The sequence below is a fragment of the Streptococcus oralis Uo5 genome (genome assembly GCF_000253155.1).
Taxonomy (GTDB): Bacteria; Bacillota; Bacilli; order Lactobacillales; family Streptococcaceae; genus Streptococcus; species Streptococcus oralis_L.
In genome coordinates this window covers 714,506-738,042 of record NC_015291.1, presented here as the reverse complement: position 1 = coordinate 738,042, position 23,537 = coordinate 714,506, and the positions used below count along the sequence as shown (strand labels likewise).

Annotated in this window: 22 protein-coding genes and 1 pseudogene; 1 reads left to right on the top strand and 22 read right to left on the bottom strand. The window is 42.4% G+C overall.

The annotated features are described in order from the left end of the window. Window positions 1-8 precede the first annotated feature (8 nt). The 13 genes from SOR_RS03725 to SOR_RS03665 all read right to left on the bottom strand — a co-directional run bounded on the left by SOR_RS03725 (window position 9) and on the right by SOR_RS03665 (window position 12,339). The gene (locus tag SOR_RS03725) at window positions 9-977 is read right to left on the bottom strand and encodes a glycosyltransferase family 2 protein (RefSeq protein ID WP_000971803.1); all 969 of its coding nucleotides are present in this window, start codon (window positions 975-977) and stop codon (window positions 9-11) included. Next, window positions 974-1,810, bottom strand: coding sequence for a LicD family protein (locus tag SOR_RS03720; protein ID WP_001281451.1), 837 nt, complete (start codon window positions 1,808-1,810; stop codon window positions 974-976). The genes SOR_RS03725 and SOR_RS03720 overlap by 4 nt, the downstream gene beginning before the upstream one ends. 143 nt (window positions 1,811-1,953) lie before the next feature. Then, window positions 1,954-3,249, bottom strand: a complete 1,296-nt coding sequence (locus tag SOR_RS03715) for an LCP family protein (RefSeq protein ID WP_000032322.1) — start codon at window positions 3,247-3,249, stop codon at window positions 1,954-1,956. Beyond that, entirely contained in the window at window positions 3,246-4,094 is an 849-nt protein-coding gene (pheA, locus tag SOR_RS03710; RefSeq protein ID WP_000686432.1) for a prephenate dehydratase, read from the bottom strand. Before pheA ends, SOR_RS03715 begins: the two co-directional genes overlap by 4 nt. Beyond that, entirely contained in the window at window positions 4,091-4,567 is a 477-nt protein-coding gene (locus tag SOR_RS03705) for a shikimate kinase (RefSeq protein WP_001151356.1), read from the bottom strand. Before SOR_RS03705 ends, pheA begins: the two co-directional genes overlap by 4 nt. Then, window positions 4,560-5,843: a 3-phosphoshikimate 1-carboxyvinyltransferase gene (gene aroA / locus SOR_RS03700; RefSeq protein ID WP_000769901.1), complete on the bottom strand. Its 1,284-nt coding sequence runs from the start codon at window positions 5,841-5,843 to the stop codon at window positions 4,560-4,562. The genes SOR_RS03705 and aroA overlap by 8 nt, the downstream gene beginning before the upstream one ends. Before the next feature lie 90 nt (window positions 5,844-5,933). Beyond that, complete coding sequence (locus tag SOR_RS03695) at window positions 5,934-6,272, bottom strand: YlbF/YmcA family competence regulator (RefSeq protein WP_000065985.1); 339 nt, start codon at window positions 6,270-6,272, stop codon at window positions 5,934-5,936. Window positions 6,273-6,282: 10 nt separating this feature from the next. Next, a complete protein-coding gene (locus SOR_RS03690; RefSeq protein WP_001140467.1) occupies window positions 6,283-7,386 on the bottom strand; it encodes a prephenate dehydrogenase in 1,104 nt (367 codons plus the stop codon). Window positions 7,387-7,395: 9 nt separating this feature from the next. Beyond that, the gene (aroC, locus tag SOR_RS03685; protein ID WP_001269855.1) at window positions 7,396-8,562 is read right to left on the bottom strand and encodes a chorismate synthase; all 1,167 of its coding nucleotides are present in this window, start codon (window positions 8,560-8,562) and stop codon (window positions 7,396-7,398) included. A gap of 9 nt (window positions 8,563-8,571) precedes the next feature. Then, entirely contained in the window at window positions 8,572-9,639 is a 1,068-nt protein-coding gene (gene aroB, locus SOR_RS03680; RefSeq protein ID WP_000702177.1) for a 3-dehydroquinate synthase, read from the bottom strand. Between the two features lie 18 nt (window positions 9,640-9,657). Continuing rightward, on the bottom strand, window positions 9,658-10,512 hold the full coding sequence (locus SOR_RS03675) for a shikimate dehydrogenase (RefSeq protein WP_000762461.1): 855 nt from the start codon (window positions 10,510-10,512) through the stop codon (window positions 9,658-9,660). Next, window positions 10,502-11,179 carry a type I 3-dehydroquinate dehydratase gene (gene aroD / locus SOR_RS03670; RefSeq protein ID WP_000767782.1) on the bottom strand — a complete coding sequence of 226 codons (678 nt, stop codon included), beginning with the start codon at window positions 11,177-11,179 and terminating at the stop codon, window positions 10,502-10,504. Before aroD ends, SOR_RS03675 begins: the two co-directional genes overlap by 11 nt. Next, complete coding sequence (locus tag SOR_RS03665; RefSeq protein WP_001079987.1) at window positions 11,176-12,339, bottom strand: class I SAM-dependent rRNA methyltransferase; 1,164 nt, start codon at window positions 12,337-12,339, stop codon at window positions 11,176-11,178. The genes aroD and SOR_RS03665 overlap by 4 nt, the downstream gene beginning before the upstream one ends. 272 nt (window positions 12,340-12,611) lie before the next feature. On the opposite strand from SOR_RS03665, the gene SOR_RS03660 reads away from it, so the two are divergent. Beyond that, a complete protein-coding gene (locus tag SOR_RS03660) occupies window positions 12,612-14,060 on the top strand; it encodes an alpha-amylase (RefSeq protein ID WP_001181029.1) in 1,449 nt (482 codons plus the stop codon). Between the two features lie 87 nt (window positions 14,061-14,147). Here SOR_RS03660 and alaS read toward each other — a convergent pair whose 3' ends face one another. The 9 genes and pseudogenes from alaS to SOR_RS03620 all read right to left on the bottom strand — a co-directional run bounded on the left by alaS (window position 14,148) and on the right by SOR_RS03620 (window position 23,426). Then, window positions 14,148-16,766 (bottom strand): alanine--tRNA ligase, encoded by a 2,619-nt coding sequence (gene alaS / locus SOR_RS03655; protein WP_000811706.1) that lies wholly within the window; start codon window positions 16,764-16,766, stop codon window positions 14,148-14,150. Between the two features lie 20 nt (window positions 16,767-16,786). Then, a complete protein-coding gene (locus SOR_RS03650) occupies window positions 16,787-17,272 on the bottom strand; it encodes an LURP-one-related/scramblase family protein (protein WP_000847079.1) in 486 nt (161 codons plus the stop codon). A gap of 272 nt (window positions 17,273-17,544) precedes the next feature. Further along, a pseudogene (locus tag SOR_RS10110) lies at window positions 17,545-18,000 on the bottom strand (PASTA domain-containing protein); the annotation flags it as partial. A gap of 533 nt (window positions 18,001-18,533) precedes the next feature. Then, window positions 18,534-18,842 carry a GIY-YIG nuclease family protein gene (locus tag SOR_RS10325; RefSeq protein ID WP_232501620.1) on the bottom strand — a complete coding sequence of 103 codons (309 nt, stop codon included), beginning with the start codon at window positions 18,840-18,842 and terminating at the stop codon, window positions 18,534-18,536. Between the two features lie 43 nt (window positions 18,843-18,885). After that, window positions 18,886-19,440: a hypothetical protein gene (locus tag SOR_RS10320; protein WP_013670195.1), complete on the bottom strand. Its 555-nt coding sequence runs from the start codon at window positions 19,438-19,440 to the stop codon at window positions 18,886-18,888. Window positions 19,441-19,644: 204 nt separating this feature from the next. Further along, window positions 19,645-20,715 (bottom strand): ABC transporter substrate-binding protein, encoded by a 1,071-nt coding sequence (locus tag SOR_RS03635; protein ID WP_000737935.1) that lies wholly within the window; start codon window positions 20,713-20,715, stop codon window positions 19,645-19,647. Further along, window positions 20,712-21,485, bottom strand: coding sequence for an ABC transporter permease (locus SOR_RS03630; protein WP_000712716.1), 774 nt, complete (start codon window positions 21,483-21,485; stop codon window positions 20,712-20,714). Before SOR_RS03630 ends, SOR_RS03635 begins: the two co-directional genes overlap by 4 nt. Continuing rightward, entirely contained in the window at window positions 21,482-22,288 is an 807-nt protein-coding gene (locus SOR_RS03625) for an ABC transporter permease (protein ID WP_000754115.1), read from the bottom strand. The genes SOR_RS03630 and SOR_RS03625 overlap by 4 nt, the downstream gene beginning before the upstream one ends. Then, entirely contained in the window at window positions 22,269-23,426 is a 1,158-nt protein-coding gene (locus SOR_RS03620; RefSeq protein WP_000742907.1) for an ABC transporter ATP-binding protein, read from the bottom strand. Before SOR_RS03620 ends, SOR_RS03625 begins: the two co-directional genes overlap by 20 nt. Window positions 23,427-23,537: the final 111 nt, after the last annotated feature.

The window sequence follows — 23,537 nt, the reverse complement described above, 5'->3', positions numbered from 1 at the left end:
TTTTTCTCCTAACGCTTAGTTTGTGTAAGCAAGATTTTCGTATACAATTTTCGACTCAAGAACAAAGCTAAGAAACTCACTTTTCTTGCTCTTGTAAAACGACTATCTGAAAGAATGTACTTTGTGTTTTTCTTTAGATAGGCAATCAAACGGTCTTCTAAGGCCTTATCCTTAAAATCTGCATCAATCAAGAGCCTATCCAATACATAGAAGTAAGCCCAGTTTAAACGCATGGTTGCAACATCTGCTAGTTCAGGATAATTCTCTCTGATAATATTTGCGTTTTGCTCATAAGCCTCAATAACGTTTAAAAATTTCAAGGAGAATTTTTGAGTCGTGATACTATTTTCACGGTGAACATAATAGTATTTTTTTTCATTTGTTGCAACAATCCTGCGACATTGATGAATCAAGGCAATCATAATAAAGGCATCTTCTGCTATTTTACCAATTTCAAATCGTAGTTGTTCAAAGAGTTCTTTTTTATAAAGTTTGTTGACAGCTGTGACCGAGAGGATTTTAGCTTCCATGACCATTTTAATGGCCTCTTGGGGAGTTAATTCCCAAGTCTGAATCGCTGCAACTTGCTTTTCTGGAATTTGGTGATAAACATCATAATGTCCACACATAGAAAGATCAGCATCGGATTCTAGCATTTGGCGGTAAAGAGTCTCATACATATCTTCGTCAATGTAGTCATCACTATCGATAAAACCGATCAAATCAGAACTTGCCTCTTCAATCCCTCTATTTCGAGCATCAGACAAGCCACCGTTTTCCTTGTGAATGACACGAATCCGTTGATCTCTTTGAGCTAATTGATCACACAGTTCTCCACTATTATCCGTCGAACCATCATTGACAAGAAGAATTTCCAAGTTGGTATAGGTCTGTTCTAAAATGGATTCGACACACTTCTCCAGATAGGCTTCTACATTGTAGACCGGAACGACAACGCTTATTTTTTCTCCCATCATGCTCCATATTCTCCCTTGTACTCTGTGTAGCTCTTGTCCATGTCTGCTATAATGGCGTCATGATGCGGTACTTGCTTGTCCGCTGGCGGCGGTGTCATATAATCCCCAAAAGCAGTGCTGAGATAGGCATCATAGCCAACTGGTATGGGCATCTCTGTTCCTTCAAATGGTAAGAAAAGATTGTCTTCAAAGGATGCGATTGGGTATTTGTTTCGCATGTAGCCAGGACCCGAGCATAATTCCGTGATTCCATCGCTCTCAGCCAGACCATACTTGGTCATTTCTTTTTCAGCTTTTTTCCAAATGTGATAACGTAGAGATTTTGGAGTTAAACCTAGTAAAATACGACTTCCCCATTTCATGACTGCACCATGCTTTTCTGGGATAGTTTGCGCACAAAAGAGTGAATAAATCAGGGCCCAACGAACTTGTTTCTTACGCTCAGCTGGATTTTTAGGATAATAATCTAAAGGTAAAACATCCAAGGCCAAACCGTGTGGTAAATCCAAATCCTTCTGATAAGGCTTGATACAAGTAGTTTCCTTATCACGAATGGTAATAAAAAGGTTACGGTCTACAAAATCTTTGTTACTCTTTGACAAGAAATAACGCTCATCTGCATAACGTGGCCACAGCTCTGCTAATTTTTCATAGTCCTTACGCGGCATGAAAAAGTCTAAATCATCATCCCAAGGAATGAAGCCATTGTTCCGAAGGGCACCAATAGCCCCTCCGCCACAGAGATAGCACAACAAATCATGTTCTTTACAAAATGCGACGAAATATTCAGCCATTTCCAGACTACGAGCCTGAATCGCTTTCAAATCACTCATGTCTCTCCTCTTCTGTACAATAACGAGTTATATCGTTTTATTATACCATAAAAAAGCCCTAAAAATCCATCAGATACTAAGAAAAATCAAAGCCTAAACCACTTTTTTACTAGTGATTCAAACTTTGATTTCTTTATAGTATACTATCTCATTCCCATTTGGGCGAGTTTGGTCTGGTATTTATTTTGATCGACTAGAAGTCCTTGTCCACCATAGATATCATAAGCGTCTACCCAGTCACCAAGTTCTGGTACGGTGAGTCTTTCAATGCCATTTTGAGCACCTTCTAGGACAGATAAGCCATTGGTCAACAAGAAGCTATATGGTAGATTTGTTGAGGTCATGCCAAAGACTTTTCCAAGTGCCTCTGATCCCGTAAAGAGCTTGGTTGGATCTTTGATTTGCTCAAGAACTGCTGACATGACTTGTTGCTGACGTTTGGTACGGCCGTAGTCTCCCTCGTCATCATCACGGAAGCGAGCATAGTTCAGCAAGGTGGATCCATTCATCTGCTGTTTTCCAACTTTGATGGTTTGGGTTGGGGACTCTGTCTCTGTTGCATGAAGGTCATCTCCAACTGTGGCTTCTGTTAAAGGTTGACCATTCAATGTTGAGAATTGGGCATCAATCGTTACTCCGTCAGGGAAGAGGGTATCAATAGCTGTTGCAAAGGCCTGGAAGTCAACTAGGGCATAGTACTTAATATCCAAATCAAAGTTGTCTTTTAGAACCTTGCGGACCATTTCAGCACCTTTTTGCCCTTCTTGTTCCCCAAGTTCATAAGCAACGTTTAGTTTGTTATCCGTCTGTTTCTGGCCATTTACAATCTTACTGTACCCGTCGATATAAACCAAGTTGTCACGCATAAAGCTGACTAGTTTGATCTTCTTATCCGATCCACTGACATTCAGTACCATGATTGTGTCGGTACGGGTTTCTGCACTATTTTGACCGATACGGCCATCTGTCCCCATGACTAGGATATTCACACCGTCTTTGGTATCCTGACCGTTAAAGACCTCTACTTGAGCTGCCTTGGCGTCAGCTGGCTTATTTGTTGGATTGGCTGCTGACTGGAACCCTCGAAGAAACATAAAAATCATACCTACAACTACACATGTAATCAACAGCAAGAACCAAGTCAGTATTCGTTTGAAGCGAATTCTTCTCTTTTTCTTTTTGACTTTAGGTTGAGGAGCTACCTTTTCACGTTTCTTAGACCGGCTTCTACTGCCATAAGTCGGAAGATCAATATCTCTACCCCAAGATTCTTCTTTCTCTTCTTGTTGGAAATGGTGAACTTCAGACTTGGGACCTGCCATCTTCTGTTGCAGATAGTCAAACTCCCTCCGTTCACGGTCGTTGAGGTAATGAATATTTTTGAAGAGATAGTCATAACGTAACTGCTCGTGATGACTTAAAGGATTTTCTTTGCTCATTGACTCTCCTTTTCTAAATCAGTTATGGTAAAAATCGGGTAGGTTCCCAGTATCTTGTGCTGAATTCCAATGGATGCTAGTTCCTGTCTGGCAAAATGAACCAGTTCTTTATCACTATAGTCTACATCGATAATGAAAAAGTATTCTCCTAAGGCTGTTTTAAGGGGGCGACTTTCAATCTTTGTTAAGTCAATCCCTCTCCAAGCAAAAGTCGAAAGTGCCTTGTAAAGAGCACCAGGTAGATTGTCTGGTAAGGTCAAGGCCAAACTCATTTTTTCAGCTTGCGAGTTAAAAGGAATCATCGGTATCTCTGCCCCTAACACCCAAAAACGTGTGAAATTGGCTTCCATTTCCTGAATATCCTCTGCAATTAATTCCAAGCCATATTCTTCAGCTGAACTTTTAGGAGCAATAGCTGCATAAGGCTGATCTGGATGTTCTGAAATAAATCGAGCTGCATAGGCAGTACTAGCGGTTACCTCTATTTTAGCATCTGGATAGTGTGCATCAATGAACCTCTTTCCTTGAGCCAGAGCCTGAGGATGAGAAAAGATTTTCTCAATTTTTGAGTAACCTGGAACCACCATCAACTGCTGGTGAATAGGCTGGACGATTTCTGCAACTGCTTGGATACGAGCCTGATGAAAAAGGTAATCCAAGGTTTCATGAACACTACCCTCGATAGAATTTTCAACTGGCACCACAGAATAGTCCACTAAGCCCTGTTCATAGGCCTTGATAACATCTGTGATATTAGCAAAAGCCTGCAATTCCTCTTTGGGAAAGGCTGTCTGCACAACATGATGCGAAAAAGATCCCTTGGGACCTAGATAGGCAATTTTCATCTCAGTTCCTCTATAATTTCCTCTGGGCTTAGCTTGGTCACATCCAGAACTTGACTGGCTACTTCCTCATACCAAGCTTGTCTTTCATGGAAAATAGCTGCCAGTTCTTCCTTGCTATTATTTAGAAAAAGGGGGCGCTGATTGTCCTTATCAGCTGCGATACGTTGGTAGAGGGTTTCAAAATCTGCTTTTAGATAGATGTTTTCAGGATTGGTTTTGAGCAAGTCACGATTTCTCTGAGAAATGACGACTCCTCCGCCAGTTGACACAACTCGGTCCGTTTTTAGTAAGTCAGCTAGAACTTCTGACTCTACTTGACGAAAGGCCACTTCTCCTTTTTCAGCGAAGAAATCCGCAATGGACATGCCCAAACGTTCCTCGATTAAGGCATCCATATCGATATAGTCTGGGTCCAAGCCTCTAGCAATTGTCGACTTGCCTGCCCCCATAAATCCGAGTAATACCTTAGCCATGAATCAAAGTCTCCAAATCATCAAAGAAGCTAGGATAACTGGTATTGATGGCTTCAGGACGGTCAAGTTCCACCTCTCCATCAACAACCAAGATGGCTGCAATAGCTGTCATCATTCCAATTCGGTGGTCACCAAAGGTATTGACTCTAGCGCCATGAAGTCTTGATTTTCCTTTGATAATCATCCCGTCTGCTGTCGGAGTGATATCCGCCCCCATGCTATTTAAAGCATCTGCCACCACCTGAATGCGGTCAGTTTCCTTGACCTTGAGTTCCTCAGCATCCTTAATAACTGTTACACCTTGGGCTTGCGTCGCTAGAAGGGCAATAATGGGCAATTCATCAATCAAGCGGGGAATCAAGGCTCCACCTATCTCCGTTCCTTTTAGGTCTGAAGACTCGACAGTCAAGGTAGCAGATTTAGCGATTGGATCAATTTCAGTTATTTCTAGTTTTCCTCCCATGGCACGAATGACATCAATAATACCAGTACGAGTTTCGTTAATCCCCACATTCTGCAGCACCACACGAGAGTTTGGAACAATCAAACCTGCGACCAACCAAAAGGCTGCACTGGAAATATCTCCTGGCACAACTACCTTTTGTCCTGTAAGTTTTTGTGGTCCTTGAACTGTGATTTTTTTTCCATCCACACTTAAATAACCACCAAATTGCTGAAGCATATCTTCAGTGTGGTTGCGAGTACATTCTTTCTCGATAATAACGGACTCCCCCTGAGCCTGCAAGGCTGCAAACATCAAGGCTGACTTAACTTGTGCAGAGGCGATTGGCAACTCATAGTGAATCTGTCTTAAATTTTTCGTCCCTTTTAGGCGAAGAGGGGGTAGGTCTCGCTCCGTTTGCCCCGAAATGCTAACGCCCATTTTTTTCAATGGAATCGTCACACGATCCATAGGACGTTTAGAAAGACTATCATCTCCAAACATCTCTACTTCGAAGTCTGCACCAGCAAGGACACCTGAGATCAGGCGAATCGAGGTTCCAGAATTCCCCATATCAAGAGCATTTTGCGGAGCTTTTAAGCCATCCATTCCAACACCTTGAATGGTAATAACCCCATCTTTATCCTCAATTACAACACCAAGGTCACGAAAGACCTGCATGGTTGAAAGTACATCCTCTCCACGTAAAATATCATAAACCTTGGTCTCACCCTCAGCCAAACTCCCAAAAATAATGGAACGGTGGCTGATAGACTTGTCACCTGGAACGCGGATACTGCCATGTAAGTGGCGAATGTTTGTTTTTAGTTTCATAGTTGACCTCATACTTGCAATACTTTTTCTTATTTTATCACAAAAAAGCCAGAAATTCCTGAAATTTCTGGCTTTTATACAGATAAAATACTATTTCAATAATTCTGAAACAGGTTCAAAGACAATTTTTTCAATGTCTGAAAGGTAAATAGACAATTGTTGTTGTTTGGCAAAGAAATCTGACAAAAGAGCGTTCTCTTGGATTTGCTTACTAAAGGACTGCATCTTTTCTTGGAAAGAAGCATCTGGCATTTGTCCCGTTTGCGCCATGACTTGGATTTCTTGCTGGAAGGCAAGGTAATCTGCAAAAATCTTGCTGGCTTCCGTATCAGCTTGGATGGCATCTTTAGCTGCTTTAACAGTCTTGTATTCTGGTAATTCGCGTAAGCCGCGACTAAGTTCATTTGCACTATCGTAAATATTTGACATGATTTTCTCCTTATTTGATGACGACTGTGTAGTCCGTATTTTCTGTAATTAAGCGTTCAGCTCGCTCTAAGTCTTGAGAATTTTTAAAGGAAATTTGTAGAATCCCGTGAACATCTTCACGGTTTTCTTCGTTGATGTGGATATTAACCAAAGAAGTCCCACGAAGTAATTCCAAAATCCGCAAGATAACATCTTCTTCATCGGGAACATCGACATAGAGGTCATAAGAACTGTCCACACCACCACGCTTATGGATTTCCATGGCCTGACGTTGCGCACGCGCTTGGTTGAAAAAGTTCCAGATTTGCTCTTCATCTCCCTTGCTGATGGCTTGTCCAACCTCATCTAGGCGCTCCTTGAAATCCGCAATTCGATCTAGAATAGTCTCACGATTGGACAAGAGAATGGAAGTCCACATACCTGGCTCGCTTTCCGCAATGCGAGTCATATCTCGAAAACCACCCGCCGCAAAGCGCCTTGCCATCTCATGTTCTTGAGCATAAACTGCCGTCTGCTCCATAAGGCTGGAAGCCAGAATATGAGGAAAATGGCTAATCTGAGAAGTCACCCGATCATGCTCCTTGGCATCAATCTCGATAAAACGAGCATGAAGGCCTGAAAGCAGATCCTTCATTTCCTCAAGTGTGTCAGGACTTGTCAGGCTCGAAGGTGTGAAGATATAGTAGGCATTTTCAAAGAGATTAACATCCGCAGAGGCAGCCCCTGTCTTGTGGCTACCGGCCATGGGATGGGCCCCGACAAAGCGAACAGGATTGCCAGCTAAATGTTCCTCCGCCGCATCCACGATGGCTGACTTGGTCGAGCCTGCATCCGAGATAATGACGCCTTCTTTCAAGTCTAAATCTGCCAACTCCTTAATAAAAGCAATGGTCTGCTTGATTGGCAAGGTCAGGATGATGACATCTGCTAGGGGAGCGAAACTGGCAAAATCATCCGTCGCACGGTCAATCATCCCCCGCTCCAAGGCAATGTCTCTCGAAGCCTGACTGCGATTATAACCCAAAATTTCATAATCAGGATGATCACGCTTGATACCGAGTGCCATCGAAGCACCAATCAAACCGAGACCTGCGATATAGATGGTTTTTGCCATAAGGACTCCTTAATAGTTCTTTGTATAGTCTCGGTGCTTGGCAACTGCCTCTTTTAATTCCTCTAGATTGTCAGATGAGAATTTTTCAAGGATTTCTTGTGCCAGAACCGTTGCAACAACGGCTTCCATGACTACACCTGCTGCTGGAAGAGCGGTTGGATCACTTCTCTCCACGGTTGCCTTGTATGGTTCGTGAGTCTCAATATCCACACTCATCAATGGTTTGTAGAGAGTGGGAATGGGTTTCATGACACCTCGAACAACGATGGGTTGCCCATTAGTCATACCACCTTCAAAACCACCTAGATTATTGGTACGACGAGTATAGCCGTCTTCTTTAGACCAGAGAATTTCGTCCATGACTTGGCTACCTTTAAGGTAACCTGCCTCAAACCCAAGACCAAATTCCACCCCTTTAAAAGCATTGATAGAGACAACTGCTTGGGCCAGTCTGGCATCCAATTTTCGGTCCCATTGGACATAGGAGCCAAGGCCAACTGGAACACCTCCGACGACTGTCTCCACAACCCCACCGATGGTATCACCGTCACGTTTGATTTGGTCAATATAGTCCTTGATTTCTTGTTCTCGTTCTTGGTTGACAATAGAAACTTCAGACTGGGCAGTTCGTTCCTTAATCTCAGCGATTGTCAGATTTTCAGGTACATCGATTTCCTTGCCACCAAAAACCACGACATGGTTGGCAATCTCCATATCTAGCTCAGCTAAGAGACGTTTGGCTACTGCCCCAACGGCTACTCGCATGGTTGTTTCACGAGCGGATGAGCGCTCCAAGGAATTACGCAAATCATCAAAACGGTACTTGATACCTCCAACCAAGTCGGCATGACCTGGTCGAGGATGAGTGATTTTCCGTTTGCTTTTTAGGCGGGCTTCAATGTCCTCAGCAGACATGATATCCAGCCATTTTTGGTGGTCTTTATTGACGACATCCATGGTAATAGGAGCCCCAGTCGTCTTCCCATGGCGGACACCCGAAGTAAAGACAACCTGATCACTCTCAATCTTCATACGACCACCACGTCCGTATCCGCCCTGACGACGTTTCAAATCCTCATTGATGTCCTCTGCTGTCAAAGGAAGTCCAGCTGGAATTCCCTCGATAATTGCCGTCAGACGGGGGCCGTGTGATTCTCCCGCAGTTAAATATCTCATAGGTTCTCCTTATTTTACCAAGTAGTCTTTCATCTCTTCTAGGGAAACAGAGTGAATAGTCGCCGAACCAAGCTCTGGTACCAAGACCAATTTCAAGGTGTTGCCACGTGCCTTCTTGTCATGAGTCAAAGCCTGATAAAGCTTGTCAACATCCCAGTTTTCATAGTCAACAGGTAAGCCAAATTTCTGGCACATCTCTGTGATGGACTGGGTTATGCCAACTGGCATAAGGCCTTTTTCCTCAGCAACCTTGGAAATCTGAACCATGCCCATGGCCACAGCCTCTCCATGCATGACCTTGCCATAACCGGCAGTCGCTTCGATAGCATGGCCAATAGTGTGGCCAAAATTGAGGTAAAGGCGAACACCGTTATCCAACTCATCCTCAACCACCATCTTGCGCTTAACCTGACAAGAATGTTCTATCAAAGTCTCTGCATGTTCCAGAATACTCTCAACAGAACCATCCAGCTCCGTTAAGAGAGCCCATAGTTCTGGATCCTCAATCAAGCCGTACTTGATAACCTCACCCATTCCTTCAATCAACTCTCTTTTCCCGAGTGTTTCAAGGACAAGCGGGTCAATCAGAACCCCATCTGGTTGGGCAAAAGTTCCCACCATATTTTTAGCAAAAGGAGTATTGACACCTGTCTTACCACCGATAGAAGAATCAACCTGAGCAGTCAAACTAGTCGGAATCTGAACAAAGTGAATGCCCCGCATATAGGTAGAGGCCACAAAACCAGCTAGGTCCCCAACGACACCACCACCAAGAGCCACAATCCCATCGCTACGAGTCAACCCCTGCTTAACTAGAAATTCATAAACCTTCTGAACAGTTGTTAAATTCTTTCGTTCTTCGCCTTCTAAAAAGTCAAAAACAGCTACCTGAAAACCAGCATCTTCTAGGCTGAGTTTAACCTTCTCTGCATAGAGAGAGGCTACATGGTTATCTGTCACAATGACTATCTTTTGAGGTTGCCAGAGTTCTCGCAACCATTGACCAGCCTGGGCCAGATAACCTTTTTCAATCTGAATATCATAAGGATGATGTGGAATATCGATTCTGATTTTCATAGTAGGGTCTCCTTTTCACTATTTATATTTTTCTGTTAAGGACTGCCAAATTTCTTCTGTTGGCATTTCCTTACCTGTCCACAGTTGAAAAGCCTCAGCAGCTTGGTAGAGCAACATTCCTAGACCATTGACCGCTGGATTTCCCTGGCTTCTAGCCCATTTCAAAAATGGCGTCTCAAAGGGTTGGTAAATAATGTCTGCCACCAAGAGAGCCTCTGGTAAGACTATGCTTTCAGGAACTGGGGATGATTTGCCATCCATTCCCACACTAGTCGCATTGACGAGCAGGTCCGCCTTGGCAATCTTTTCTTGCAGTTCAGAAAGATCTTCTAAAGCATACAAGTCCACTTTAAAACCTGTTTGCTCCTGCAACTTGTCTAGGTAAGGTCTTGTTTTTTCCATGGAAACTGAACGAACAAAAACTGAAATCTGACTGACGCCATCCAAAATGGCTTGTGCCAAGATTGATCTGGCCGCACCACCTGCGCCCAGAATGGTCATCTTTTTACCTGAAATTGTAAAAGAAGGCAAGCTCTTAAAAAATCCCTTGCCATCTGTATTATATCCAATTAAAGTGCCATTATGATTGACAACAGTATTGACCGCCCCAATCAAACGAGCCTCATCACTCAACTCATCCAGAAAAGGAAGTACTTGCTCCTTATAAGGCATAGACAGGTTGATTCCAAACATCTGATAACGGCGAATATTGGCGACTGTTTCTGCCAAGTCACCCGCTTCAATCTCCCAAGCCACATAGACACCATTGGTAGCTGTCGCCTCAAAGGCCCTATTATGGATGAAGGGTGAAATAGAGTGTTTGATGGGTTTTGCAACAACTGCAGCTAAACGCGTATAGCCATCAAGCTTCATCCAAAATCTCCCTAATTTTTTTCATGTTTGATAGAGAAATCTGACCTGGGGCACTCGCTTCATCCAGACTAGCAAATGACCAACTCGAACCCGTCACATCTGAAGTAATGCGTGATACCTTGCCCATTTTCCCCATGGAAATGGTTACGTATTCTTGCTCAGGATTGAGTGTTTTAAATCCTCGTGTGTAGTTCATCAGGTCTAAAACATCCTGCTCCGTATGGGCCATAACTGATACCTTGACTACTTTTGGAGAGAGACTGGTCAACTCAGACAAAATCTCCATCATGTTTTCAGGTGTCTCCTGGAAATTATGATAGCTCAATACGAGATTTGGAAAATCCAACATTTCCTCAAAAACATCCTTGTAGCTGAAGTACTCAAAATCCACATAGTCTGGTTGATAAAGTTGAGTGACTTCCTTGATGATTTGAACATACTCCTCAGAGGACAGTTCGATTTCTCCTCCCTCAGCGCGAGTCCGAAGGGTAAAGACAAGTTCGCGTCCTGCAAATTTCTCAAAGATAGCGGGTGCTACCTGTAAAATAGCGTCCTTTGTAAGAAAGTCCGCACGCCACTCAATGATATCGGCCTCTTCATACCTAGTGGCATCCAGTTCTTGCGCTTCTTCTAAACTTCTTGGCATTACTGAAACGATTAATTTCATCTACTAACCTTCATACTAATCACCTTGAGGTAATTACTGCTTTCATCTTTTTTATTATAGGCAAAGTCTGCTGGAAGACCATATTGGTTTAAAATCTGATACCTTCTTCCTGCAAAACCTTTATCAATTTGTTCTGTAAATTTCTGGCGGGAAACATTGGCAGCATTAGTACTGGCAATGATAATCCCTCCCGGATTTAAAATCTCTAGACTCTGGGAAATCAACTTGTGATAGTCCTTAGCTACAGAGAAAGTTTGTTTTTTATTTCGAGCAAAACTCGGCGGATCAAGCACAATCACATCATAGGTCAAGCCTTTTCGCTTGGCATACTTAAAGTACTCAAAGACATCCATGACGATAAAACGATGATTGTCCGTGCTGAGTCCATTTGCTTGAAAATGAGCCTCTGACAGCTCTCTAGACCGTTTGGCCAAGTCGACAGAAGTCGTCTCACTCGCGCCTCCCATAGCTGCAGCAACTGAAAAGGCAGCCGTATAGGAAAACATATTGAGCAAGGATTTGCCCATGGCTAGACCGTCAACCAGACTCCCACGAACCTCGTGCTGGTCTAGGAAAATCCCTGTCATCAAGCCATCATTCATAAAGACTTGATAGAGTACGCCATTCTCAAGAACAGTAAAATCATCTGGCGCTTCCTCACCATAAACATAAGCAGACTCATAGTCTAGACCTTTATAACGAATCTTTTCATAAGCCCCCAAAACCTCAGGAAAAACTTCCTTAAAAGCCTTTACTATCTGCTCACGAATCTGGTAAACAAAGGAGTTGTACCAAGAAAAGACAGCATAATCTCCATAGAGATCAACAGTCAGACCACCAAAACCATCCCCCTCTTGGTTAAAAAGGCGAAAGGCAGTAGTTAAGTCATCTTGATAATAAGGCTTTCTAACTTCCTTGGCCTTACAAAACAGAATTTCAAAAAAGGCTTGATTGAAACGAACCTTTTCCTTGCTGATGAACCAACCGATTCCCTTGTTCTGCTGAGAAAGATAGGCGCTCCCTAAAAACTTTCCGTCTTGACTAAGAACTTCTACTGCCTGATCCGTCAGTTCAATATCTGTTAAATCACTCGCTTCCAAAAGAACTAGACCCTTAGCTAGCTTTTTTTCAACACGTCTGCTGACCCTAATTCTATTCATAGCTACTATTATAGCAAATTTTGTGACAATTCTCAAAATAGAAAGCGTTTGTCCATTCTTACTTTAGTTTACTAAGTGTCATTTTTGTTCAAATAAGTTTATGCCATTTACTTTTTCACCAAAACATCCTCTCCCTTGTAGTAGAAAGAGAGGTTCTATTCGCTAAAAATAGACAATTTCAGAAATGAGTATAGAATCTTGCGCAAACGTTTGCCTAGTTCTAAACTTTATGGTAGAATAAAACACAACATTGATAAGCAAGAGGAAAAACAATGCAAAATCAGACACTTATGCAATACTTTGAATGGTATCTGCCTCATGACGGCCAGCACTGGGCTAGACTAACAAATGACGCAGAGCACCTAGCAAACCTTGGTATCAGCCATGTCTGGATGCCACCTGCCTTCAAGGCAACCAACGAAAAAGATGTAGGCTATGGTGTTTACGATCTTTTTGACCTAGGCGAATTTCACCAAAAAGGGACTGTCCGTACCAAGTATGGGTTTAAAGAAGACTATCTTCAGGCCATTCAAGCCCTAAAGGCACAGGGAATTCAACCTATGGCTGATGTGGTGCTCAATCACAAGGCTGCTGCCGATCATATGGAAGCCTTTCAGGTTATTGAAGTGGATCCTGAGGATCGTACTGTTCAACTAAGCGAGCCCTTTACTATCAACGGCTGGACTCACTTTACTTTCGATGGCCGCCAAGATATCTACAATGACTTCCACTGGCACTGGTACCACTTCACAGGTACAGACTATGATGCCAAGCGCCGTAAGTCTGGCATTTACCTGATCCAGGGGGACAACAAGGGCTGGGCAAATGAGGAATTGGTCGATAACGAAAACGGTAACTACGACTACCTCATGTATGCTGACCTAGACTTTAAGCATCCTGAAGTCATCCAAAACATCTATGACTGGGCTGACTGGTTCATGGAAACGACTGGTGTGGCTGGTTTCCGTTTGGATGCCGTTAAGCACATCGACTCCTTCTTTATGGGCAATTTCATCCGTGATATGAAGGAAAAATACGGTCAAGATTTCTATGTTTTTGGGGAATTTTGGAATCCAGACAAGGAAGCCAATCTAGACTATCTTGAGAAAACAGAAGAACGTTTTGACCTTGTCGATGTTCGACTCCACCAAAACCTCTTTGAAGCTAGTCAGGCTGGAGCAAGCTACGACCTTCGTACTATCTTTACTGATAGCTTGGTTGAACTCAAGCCTGACAAGGCTGTCACTTTCGTTGACAACCATGATACTCAACGAGGACAGGCCCTTGAGTCTACTGTTGAAGAATGGTTTAAGCCAGCAGCCTATGCCCTTATCCTTCTTCGTGAGCAAGGTCTTCCATGTGTCTTTTATGGAGACTATTACGGCATTTCAGGGCAATTTGCTCAACAAGATTTCAGAGAAGTTCTTGATCGTCTCCTAACCATCCGAAAAGACATGGCCTATGGAGAGCAAACAGACTACTTTGACGATGCCAACTGTATCGGATGGGTACGTTCAGGTGCTGAACATCAATCCCCAATCGCTGTCCTTATCTCAAATGACCAAGAAAACAGCAAGGCTATGTTTGTCGGGCAAGAATGGGCTGAACAAACCTTTATTGACCTCCTTGAAAATCATCCAGCACAAGTTACAATCAATGCTGAAGGTTATGGAGAATTTCCAGTAGCAGCGGGTTCAGTCAGTGTCTGGGCGGCAAAATAAATCTATCAGTTACAAGCCAGATCCAACCGGATTTGGCTTTTTTGCAATCACAAAAAGACCTACCCTAATGGATAGATCTTCATTGTCTTATAATTTACCTGCTACTGCATCCAACAAGTCTTGGATTTTCGCTTGGTTGCTTCCTCCTGCCATGGCCATGTCTGGTTTACCACCACCACGTCCATCGACGATTGGAGCCAATTCTTTGACAAGGTTTCCTGCATGCACATCTTTTGTCTTGCTAGCTACAAGAACGTTCACCTTGTCACCGATGGCTGCGACAAGAACAAGCACATCAGAGTAGTCTTTTTGTTTCCAGTTGTCCGCAAAGGTACGAAGGGCACCTGCGTCTGATACAGAAACCTGGCTTGCAATGTAACGGTGACCATTTGCTTCATTCACATCCTTGAAGACATCACCTGCGGCGGCTGCTGCTGCTTTTTCCTTCAATTCTGCATTTTCTTTTTGCAATTGGCGGAGTTGCTCTTGAAGTCCTTCGACTTTGTGAGGTACTTCCTTGAGTTGAGGTGCTTTCAAGGTTGCTGCTACTGCTTTCAGAGCATCTTCTTGTTCGCGATAAGCTTCAAAGGCTTCCTTACCAGTTACTGCCAAGATACGGCGAGTTCCTGATCCGATTCCTTCTTCTTTGACAATCTTGAAGAGACCAATCTCAGAAGTGTTGCCAACGTGGGTACCACCACAAAGTTCCACTGAGTAGTCACCAATGGTTACAACACGGACTTCCTTACCGTATTTCTCACCAAAGAGGGCCATAGCTCCCATTTCTTTAGCAGTGTCAATATCTGTTTCAATAGTCTCTACTGCAATTGCTTCCCAGATTTTCTCATTGACTTGCTGTTCAATGGCGCGCAACTCTTCAGGAGTTACGGCTTGGAAGTGAGTGAAGTCAAAGCGTAGGAATTCTACTTCGTTCAGAGATCCTGCTTGAGTTGCATGGTGGCCAAGGATATTGTGAAGAGCCGCATGGAGCAAGTGAGTCGCTGTGTGGTTTTTCATGACACGGTGACGGCGATTAGTATCGATTGCCAAGGTATATTCTTGATTCAAAGCAAGTGGTGCAAGAACTTCGACAGTATGAAGAGCTTGTCCGTTTGGTGCTTTTTGCACGTCCGTTACAGTCGCTACGACATTTCCTTTAGCATCCAAGATTTGACCGTGGTCAGCTACTTGTCCACCCATTTCAGCGTAGAATGGAGTCTCTGCAAAGATAAGAGAGGCAGTTCCTTCAGATACAGCTTCTACTTCAGCATTGTCCGCTACGATAGCCACCAACTTAGAAGGCAATTGGCTGGCATTGTAGTTGAAGACACTTTCCACTGTAATGTTTTGAAGGGTTTCATTTTGCATTCCCATTGAGCCACCTTTGACAGCTGACGCACGCGCACGTTCTTGCTGCTCTTTCATGGCTGCTTCAAAACCTTCACGGTCTACAGTCATCCCAGCTTCTTCAGCGATTTCTTCTGTCAATTCAACTGGGAATCCGTATGTATCGTAGAGTTTGAAGACATCTTGCCCAGCGATAACAGATTGACCTTTTTCTTTCAAGTCAGCTACGATGCCTTGGGCAAAGTGTTGACCTGAATGAAGGGTACGGGCAAATGACTCTTCTTCGCTCTTAACGATTTTTTCGATAAAGTCACGTTTTTCAAGCACTTCTGGGTAGTAGCTTTCCATGATTTTTCCAACAGTTGGAACGAGTTTGTAAAGGAAAGGCTCGTTGATACCCAATTTTTGACCGTGCATAGAAGCACGACGAAGCAAACGACGAAGAACATAACCACGACCTTCATTTCCAGGAAGGGCACCATCACCGATGGCAAATGAAAGAGAACGGATATGGTCAGCAATGACCTTGAAGCTCATGTTGTCGCCATCTTGGTCGTAGACCTTACCAGATAATTTCTCAACTTCACGAATAATCGGCATGAAGAGGTCCGTTTCAAAGTTTGTCTTAGCTCCTTGGATAACGGCCACCAAACGCTCCAAACCAGCGCCCGTATCGATGTTTTTATGTGGCAATTCCTTGTACTCGCTACGAGGAACAGCAGGGTCAGCGTTAAATTGTGACAAAACGATATTCCAGATTTCGATGTAACGGTCGTTTTCGATATCTTCTGCAAGCAGGCGAATACCGATGTTTTCTGGGTCAAAGGCTTCTCCACGGTCAAAGAAGATCTCAGTATCAGGTCCAGAAGGTCCCGCACCGATTTCCCAGAAGTTATCTTCGATTGGAATCAAGTGACTTGGGTCCACTCCTACTTCAATCCAGCGGTTGTAAGAATCCTTATCTTCTGGATAGTAGGTCATGTAGAGTTTATCAGCTGGAAAGTCAAACCATTCTGGGCTTGTCAAAAGCTCATAAGCCCAAGTGATGGCTTCATCACGGAAGTAATCCCCGATAGAGAAGTTCCCCAACATTTCAAACATGGTATGGTGACGGGCAGTTTTTCCGACATTTTCGATATCGTTGGTACGGATAGCTTTTTGCGCATTGGTAATACGTGGATTTTCAGGGATAATGGTTCCGTCAAAGTATTTCTTAAGGGTTGCTACCCCAGAGTTAATCCACAAAAGAGTTGGGTCATTTACAGGAACCAAGCTGACTGATGGTTCTACAGAGTGGCCTTTGCTTGCCCAGAAATCTAGCCACATTTGGCGAACTTGAGCACTAGATAGTTGTTTCATAATATCTCCTTATTACTTGTTTAATTTGATTGGCTTTCCAGCATCTCCACATAGTCAATCGCGACACAGAGGGAAATGACTAGGTCTGCATAAGAGTCTTCATAGACGGTTACGGTGTAAGTTGATGTCAAATGGAAAATCTCTTTCCGAATCTCGGCAATCACTTGGTCGCGGTCATCCAACAATTTGAAATTCAAATCCCAGATATTGCCCTCGATACGAAGCCCCAGATTGTCAAACTCATACTTATCTCGAAAGAAGGTCAACTTCTTACGAATGACGAAATTGGAACCATTTCGTAGCTGAATAGTAAAGCGAGGAAGCAAGGTGAAAAATTCTTTACTAATCTCACTGATTTGCTCACCATAGGCGTCATAGATGGTAAAGGTCTTAGGAATTTGGAAGAAAGAGCCCTCCACCTGATAGTTTACCACACCTCTATCATCCTTGATATCGAAGCGTTCGCCCCCAAGACGAAACTTTTGTTTCACGAGAAATGTCTTCATAAACACCTCCAAAAATCAAAAGACAAGCTCACATCACGAAGGGCGAAAAACCGCGGTACCACCTTCATTCAATGAACTTGTCATTCTCTTATTCTTATGCAATTGTCTGATTGAGTAGCATGACTTCCTACCTTAGATGGCTCGCAGCACCGCCATTTCTCTGAACTAAGACAACTGAAAATCAATTCTCAACTTTCTTATTATATCGTTTTTGGAGGAGTTCGTCAAGGTTGATGACAACGAATCATAAACTTCTGCATTAACCTCTTAATTTATCTAGATCTACTTTGTGATGTTTGAGTATTATTGGGCTTATAAATTGAAATTTTAATTCGTGTACGTTTCAAATCAACTTTCTCTCCAGCTTTTGGAGTTTGAGATACTACTGTTCCTTCAGCAGTACCCTCAGGAGCACTGCCTACTTCCACTATTTCAATATTGGCCTCTTTAACACCAACAATTTGAGTCAAGTTATTCTTAGTAAATTCCAGGCTTGATCCAATATAATTAGGCATTTGAACAGTTACTGCCTTCTTGGCTACTGTCAAGACAATTTGTGTCGCCTTACTGAGATCATAAGTAGTTCCTTCAGACAGACTTTGTCTCAAAATGGTACCTGGCTCCATTTCAGTAGATTCTTCTTCTTCAATCTTAATAAGATTTTCAGGAACTTTTTTCTCCTTGAGTTCAGCAACCACATCTGTTGATTTTCGGCCAATAAAGTTTCCAATATATACTTTTGAAATCTGTGAACTAGAACTGGCAGATGTTGTCGATGATGTTTGTTTATCTTGAGATTTATTACCACCAAGAGATGCTTGCTTTGTAGAACTTGTGGAGGTTGAAGATACAACATTAGAACTATTATTCAAAATAGCAGTTTTATCTTCATTATTTTTTTGCTCGGAGTAAATAAGATGTACAATGCAACTACTATAAAAAATAAAAAAACAAAGAATAAAAGGAATAAAATACATCATTCTTCGTCTTTTTTCATTTTGTCTATTAATTTCTTTAACTTCTTCTAGATTGGCTATTTCTTGACTCAACATCTCTTCAAGTAGAACTAACTGTTGTTCATCTGTAGCTTGTGCCATCTGTAATTTAATTTGATAAATTCTATTTTCGTAGAAACGTTCCTCCTCCCTCTCACCTTGACGTTCTAATATGATATTTTGTTCTTTTAGTTCTGAAATCTCTAAATCTTTAAATAATCTATCTGAATTACCAGTTGCAAATTTTTTCGCCATTTTCTTGCCTCCTAATTGGCATTATAACCATGTTCCTTTGATTTTAATACTTTCTTCCAATATCTTTCACGTTGGAGTGCCTTTTGTTTCCCAACTTCATTCTTTGGAAAAATCTCTAATAAACTATATTGGAAATACTTTTTAATATAGCTGATTCCATATTTTTCGACTATTTCACACAATCTTTTATTCGGATAACGATTTTCTTCCATTTCGGATTTATCATAACCTTCACTTAAGTATGCAGACCATCTTCCATAGACTCCATTATCTCCATAAGCAGAACCGACATAGAGCTTTCCTGTCTTAGCATCAGTAATGACATAAACACCATAAACAGCTGATAGATATTGTCTCCAAGAACTATTCGACCAATTTTTCTTTTAATTCTTGATAAGAAAATGAGATGTTTTCATAACCAGGAAAATGAGACGTTTGATTAAAATAGGAAATACTGCTTACAGATTCTACTACAACTGATTCAATTATTTTAGGATTAACATAAAACCATGATTGACCTGTATTAGTATGATTGACCAAAACTTTTTCTATAAACTTATCATACTCTTTCAATCGTTCAGCTAAAGCGAACTTAACATGATGGTTCCCATAGGTCACTTGCTTTATCTGACTATTCGTTTCTTTTATAAGATAGGCACCAACAAAAAGCCATCTATGATACTCTACTTCTATAAATTGAAACTGAATTTCATTTCTACGATTTCGACTTTTTTTATCTGATCCATTACTTAAAATCCATGGTAAAAAATCTTCAGATCCACTGATATAATCATCAACAAAACTATAATCATCCCAATTCTTGTTAAATCGTAATTTAATACGATATCCCTTGTACTCCGATTGTGACAATAACTCATTAAATCTAAAAATATCCTTCAAATATATCTTTTCATTCATATTGTATTTCTCTTTTATTTATACGGAGAACTTTGCATAATCTCTCTCCTATATCATTATACAGAAGGTCTTAATAACGGTCAAGAGCTTAAATATTTTTTCAAAGGTTTATTAAGAATTGAATTTTTCAATTTCATGCTGACACTTCCATCTGATTCAAAAAAACGAACCAGCTTGACTGATTCGTTTTCTTACATTTAATTCCTACTTCCGATACATTTTAAATTGTAGGAAGAGGTCGCTGTATTTTCCTGTCCATTTATGGTCAAATTTCTCATAAACTTCTAGGTGTTTCATGGTATCAGCATCAGGATAGAATGATTTATCTTCCTTGGTCTCCTCTGGGAGCATTTCCTTGGCTGGTAGGTTTGGTGTTGAGTAGCCTACATACTCCGCATTTTTCAGAGCATTTTCGGGTTTCAACATAAAGTTGATAAAGGCATAGGCAGCATCTTGGTTTTTCACGGTTTTTGGAATGACCATGTTATCAAACCAGAGATTGCTGGCCTCAGTCGGAACGACATACTTGAGGTTAGGATTTTTCTCCAACATCTGCCTAGCTTCCCCAGAGAAAGTCACACCGATAGCGGCGTTGTTCTGAATCATGTAACCCTTCATCTCGTCCGCCACAATTGCCTTGATATTTGGAGTCAGTTCGTAGAGCTTATCCACTGTCTCTTCCAGCTGCTGAGGATCCTTGGAGTTGAGACTGTAACCGAGTGAGTTAAGCCCGAGTCCCAGCACCTCACGCGCCCCATCAAAGAGCATGATGGAATCCTTGTATTCTGGTTTCCAGAGGTCATCCCAATGCTCAGGTGCCTCCTCCACCATGGTTTCATTGTAAACAATTCCCAAGGTTCCCCAGAAGTAAGGAATGGAGAATTTATTTCCCGGGTCAAAAGACTGGTTGAGGAACTCTGGTCCGATATTCTCGATGCCTTCAATTTTTGAATAATCAAGCGGAACTAAGAGGTCTTCGTCCTTCATCTTGTTGATCATGTATTCACTTGGGATGGCAATATCATAGGTTGTTCCACCCTGCTTGATCTTGGTATACATGGCTTCGTTGGAGTCAAAGGTCTCGTACTGGACTTGGATCCCTGTTTCTTCTGTGAATTTCTCCAAAAGTTCTGGATCAATGTAGTCTCCCCAGTTGTAGATAACCAGTTTTTGGCTATCTCGACTGTTGATTTTACTATCTAGATGAGACGCAATCCCCCACAAGACAAGGATAATCGCTGCAATTCCTGCTAAAAATGAATAGAGTTTTTTCATGCTTGCTCCTCCTTCTCACGTGAGATAAAGTAATAACCTACAACTAGGATAATACTAAAGAGAAAGACAAGGGCAGACAGTGCATTGATTTCTAACGAGATTCCCTTACGAGCGCGAGAGTAAATCTCGACTGACAGGGTTGAAAAACCATTTCCCGTTACGAAGAAGGTCACGGCAAAGTCATCCAGCGAATAGGTGAAAGCCATGAAATAACCTGCAATGATAGACGGTGTCAGGTACGGAAGCATGATTTCTTTAAACATCTGAAACTGGCTGGCACCTAGGTCATAAGCCGCGTGAATCATATCATCATTCATTTCCTTGAGGCGAGGCAAGACCATCAAGACTACGATAGGGATGGAAAAGGCCACGTGACTAGATAGAACCGTCAAAAATCCAAGTGAAAACTTAAGCTGGGTAAAGAGAATCAAGAAGCTGGCACCAATCATAACGTCAGGCGCAACCATGAGGATATTATTGAGTGATAAAAAGGCTTCTTGGTATTTCTTACGAGACTGGTAGATATAGATAGCACCAAAAGTCCCGATAATGGTCGCAATCAAGGCTGATAAAAAGGCCAAGAAAAAGGTTTGGGTGAGGATCAACATGAGGCGACCATCACCAAACATGGTTTTAAAATGGCTCAAGCTAAAGCCTGTAAAGCTGTTCATATCATCGCCAGCATTAAAGGCATAGCCAATCAAGTAAAAAATCGGCAAATAAAGGATGATAAAGACAAAGGCTAGGTAGAGATTGGCAAATTTTTTCATCGTTCTCTCCTTTCCTTGGTCACCCACATGGTGAGAAACATGGTCAGGATGAGGATCACACCGATGGTAGAACCCATACCGTAGTTGTCATTGGTTAGAAAGTTCTGCTCAATAGCCGTTCCCAGCGTGATAACGCGGTTCCCACCAATCAAACGTGTCAGCATGAAGAGACTCAAACTAGGGATAAAGACAGACTGAACCCCACTTCTCACCCCGTTCATAGAAAGGGGGAAGATAACATGGCGGAAAGTTTCCCACTTGGTCGCACCGAGGTCATAGCTGGCATTGATGAGATTGTTATCCATATCATCCAAGACATTGAAAATCGGCAAAATCATAAAGGGAAGCTCGATGTAGCTTGCGACAAAGATAAAGGAGAAATCCGTAAAGAGCAATTGCTGCGAACCGATTCCGATAAATTCCAAAAATTGGTTAATAGAGCCATTTTGACCAAAAATTCCGATAAAGGCATAGGCCTTAAGGAGCAGATTGATCCAGGTTGGCAAGATAATCAGCATGAGCCAGAGTTGACGGTGCTTGAGACGAGTCAAAAAGAGGGCTGTTGGATAGCTGATGAGCAGTGTTACCAAGGTGACAATCCCTGCATAAAGCACAGAGTTGAAGCTCATTTTGAGATAGGTCAAGTTTTGTGACGCAAAGTAGGATTTATAGTTTTCTAAACTAAACTGCCCTTCAATGTTGAAAAAGGATTGACCGAAAATCAAGACCAAGGGTGCGAGAACAAAGAGGGCAATCCAAAGCATGTAGGGCACTACAAAGAGTTTAGAGGTTGTTTTCTTCATCTCTTTCCTCCTCGATCGCGTTAATCAGACCTGCTTCTTGCTCTTCGATTTCTACGTATTCTTCGATACGAGCATCGAACTCTTCTTCGGTTTCGTTGAGACGCATGATGTGGATGTCTTCTGGTTCAAAGTCCAGACCGATTTCCTCACCCACAATGGCCTTACGAGTCGAGTGGATCATCCATTCATTTCGGAGTTCGTCATAGGCGATAATCTCATAGTGAACTCCACGGAAGAGCTGGGTATCAACCTTAACTTGGAGCTTGCCTTCTTCTGGAAGAGTAATGCGCAAGTCCTCTGGACGAATGACAACCTCAACAGGCTCATTTGGCTTCATCCCCCCATCGACCGCTTCAAAGCGTTTGCCATTGAACTCAACCAAATAGTCTTCAATCATGGTCCCTGGCAAGATGTTGGACTCACCGATAAAGGTGGCAACAAAGTGGTTGATCGGCTCATCATAGATATCCACAGGCGTTCCTGACTGCACAATCTCGCCATCATTCATAACGAAAATCCAGTCACTCATTGCCAGAGCTTCCTCCTGATCGTGAGTGACAAAGACAAAGGTAATCCCCAATCGTTGTTGCAGTTCACGCAGTTCGTACTGCATGTCTGTTCGCAATTTCAAGTCCAGCGCTGACAAGGGCTCGTCCAACAAAACCACACGAGGTTGGTTGATAATGGCACGGGCGATAGCCACACGCTGACGTTGTCCTCCAGAGAGTTTACGGATGGAACGTTTTTCATAACCTTCCAGCTGAACCATCTTGAGAACTTCCGCTACACGCTGCTCAATTTCTTTCTTGCCGACTTTACGCAAGCGGAGTGGAAAGGCAACATTTTCAAACACATTCATATGTGGAAACAAGGCATAGGATTGGAAGACCGTATGGACGTCTCGCTTGTTGGTTGGAATGTCGTTGATCCGTACCCCATCCAGTAAAATATCCCCTGTCGTCGCATCCAGTAAACCTGCAATGATGTTCAGTATGGTTGATTTTCCTGAACCAGATGCGCCTAAAAGAGTGTAGAACTTCCCTTCTTCCAACTCAAAGTTAATGTCTTTAAGAACCTTGGTATTGCTGTCTTCAAAAACTTTAGAGACGTTTTTGAATTCAATAATTGGTTTTTTCAATTCCTCTAAATTCCTTCTTCTTCGTAAATTAACAGATTGGGACCTTGTTAGAATGCTAGACACAAGCGTAGGAAATAAAATGACCTAAACCTCATTTAGCGATAAAATCCC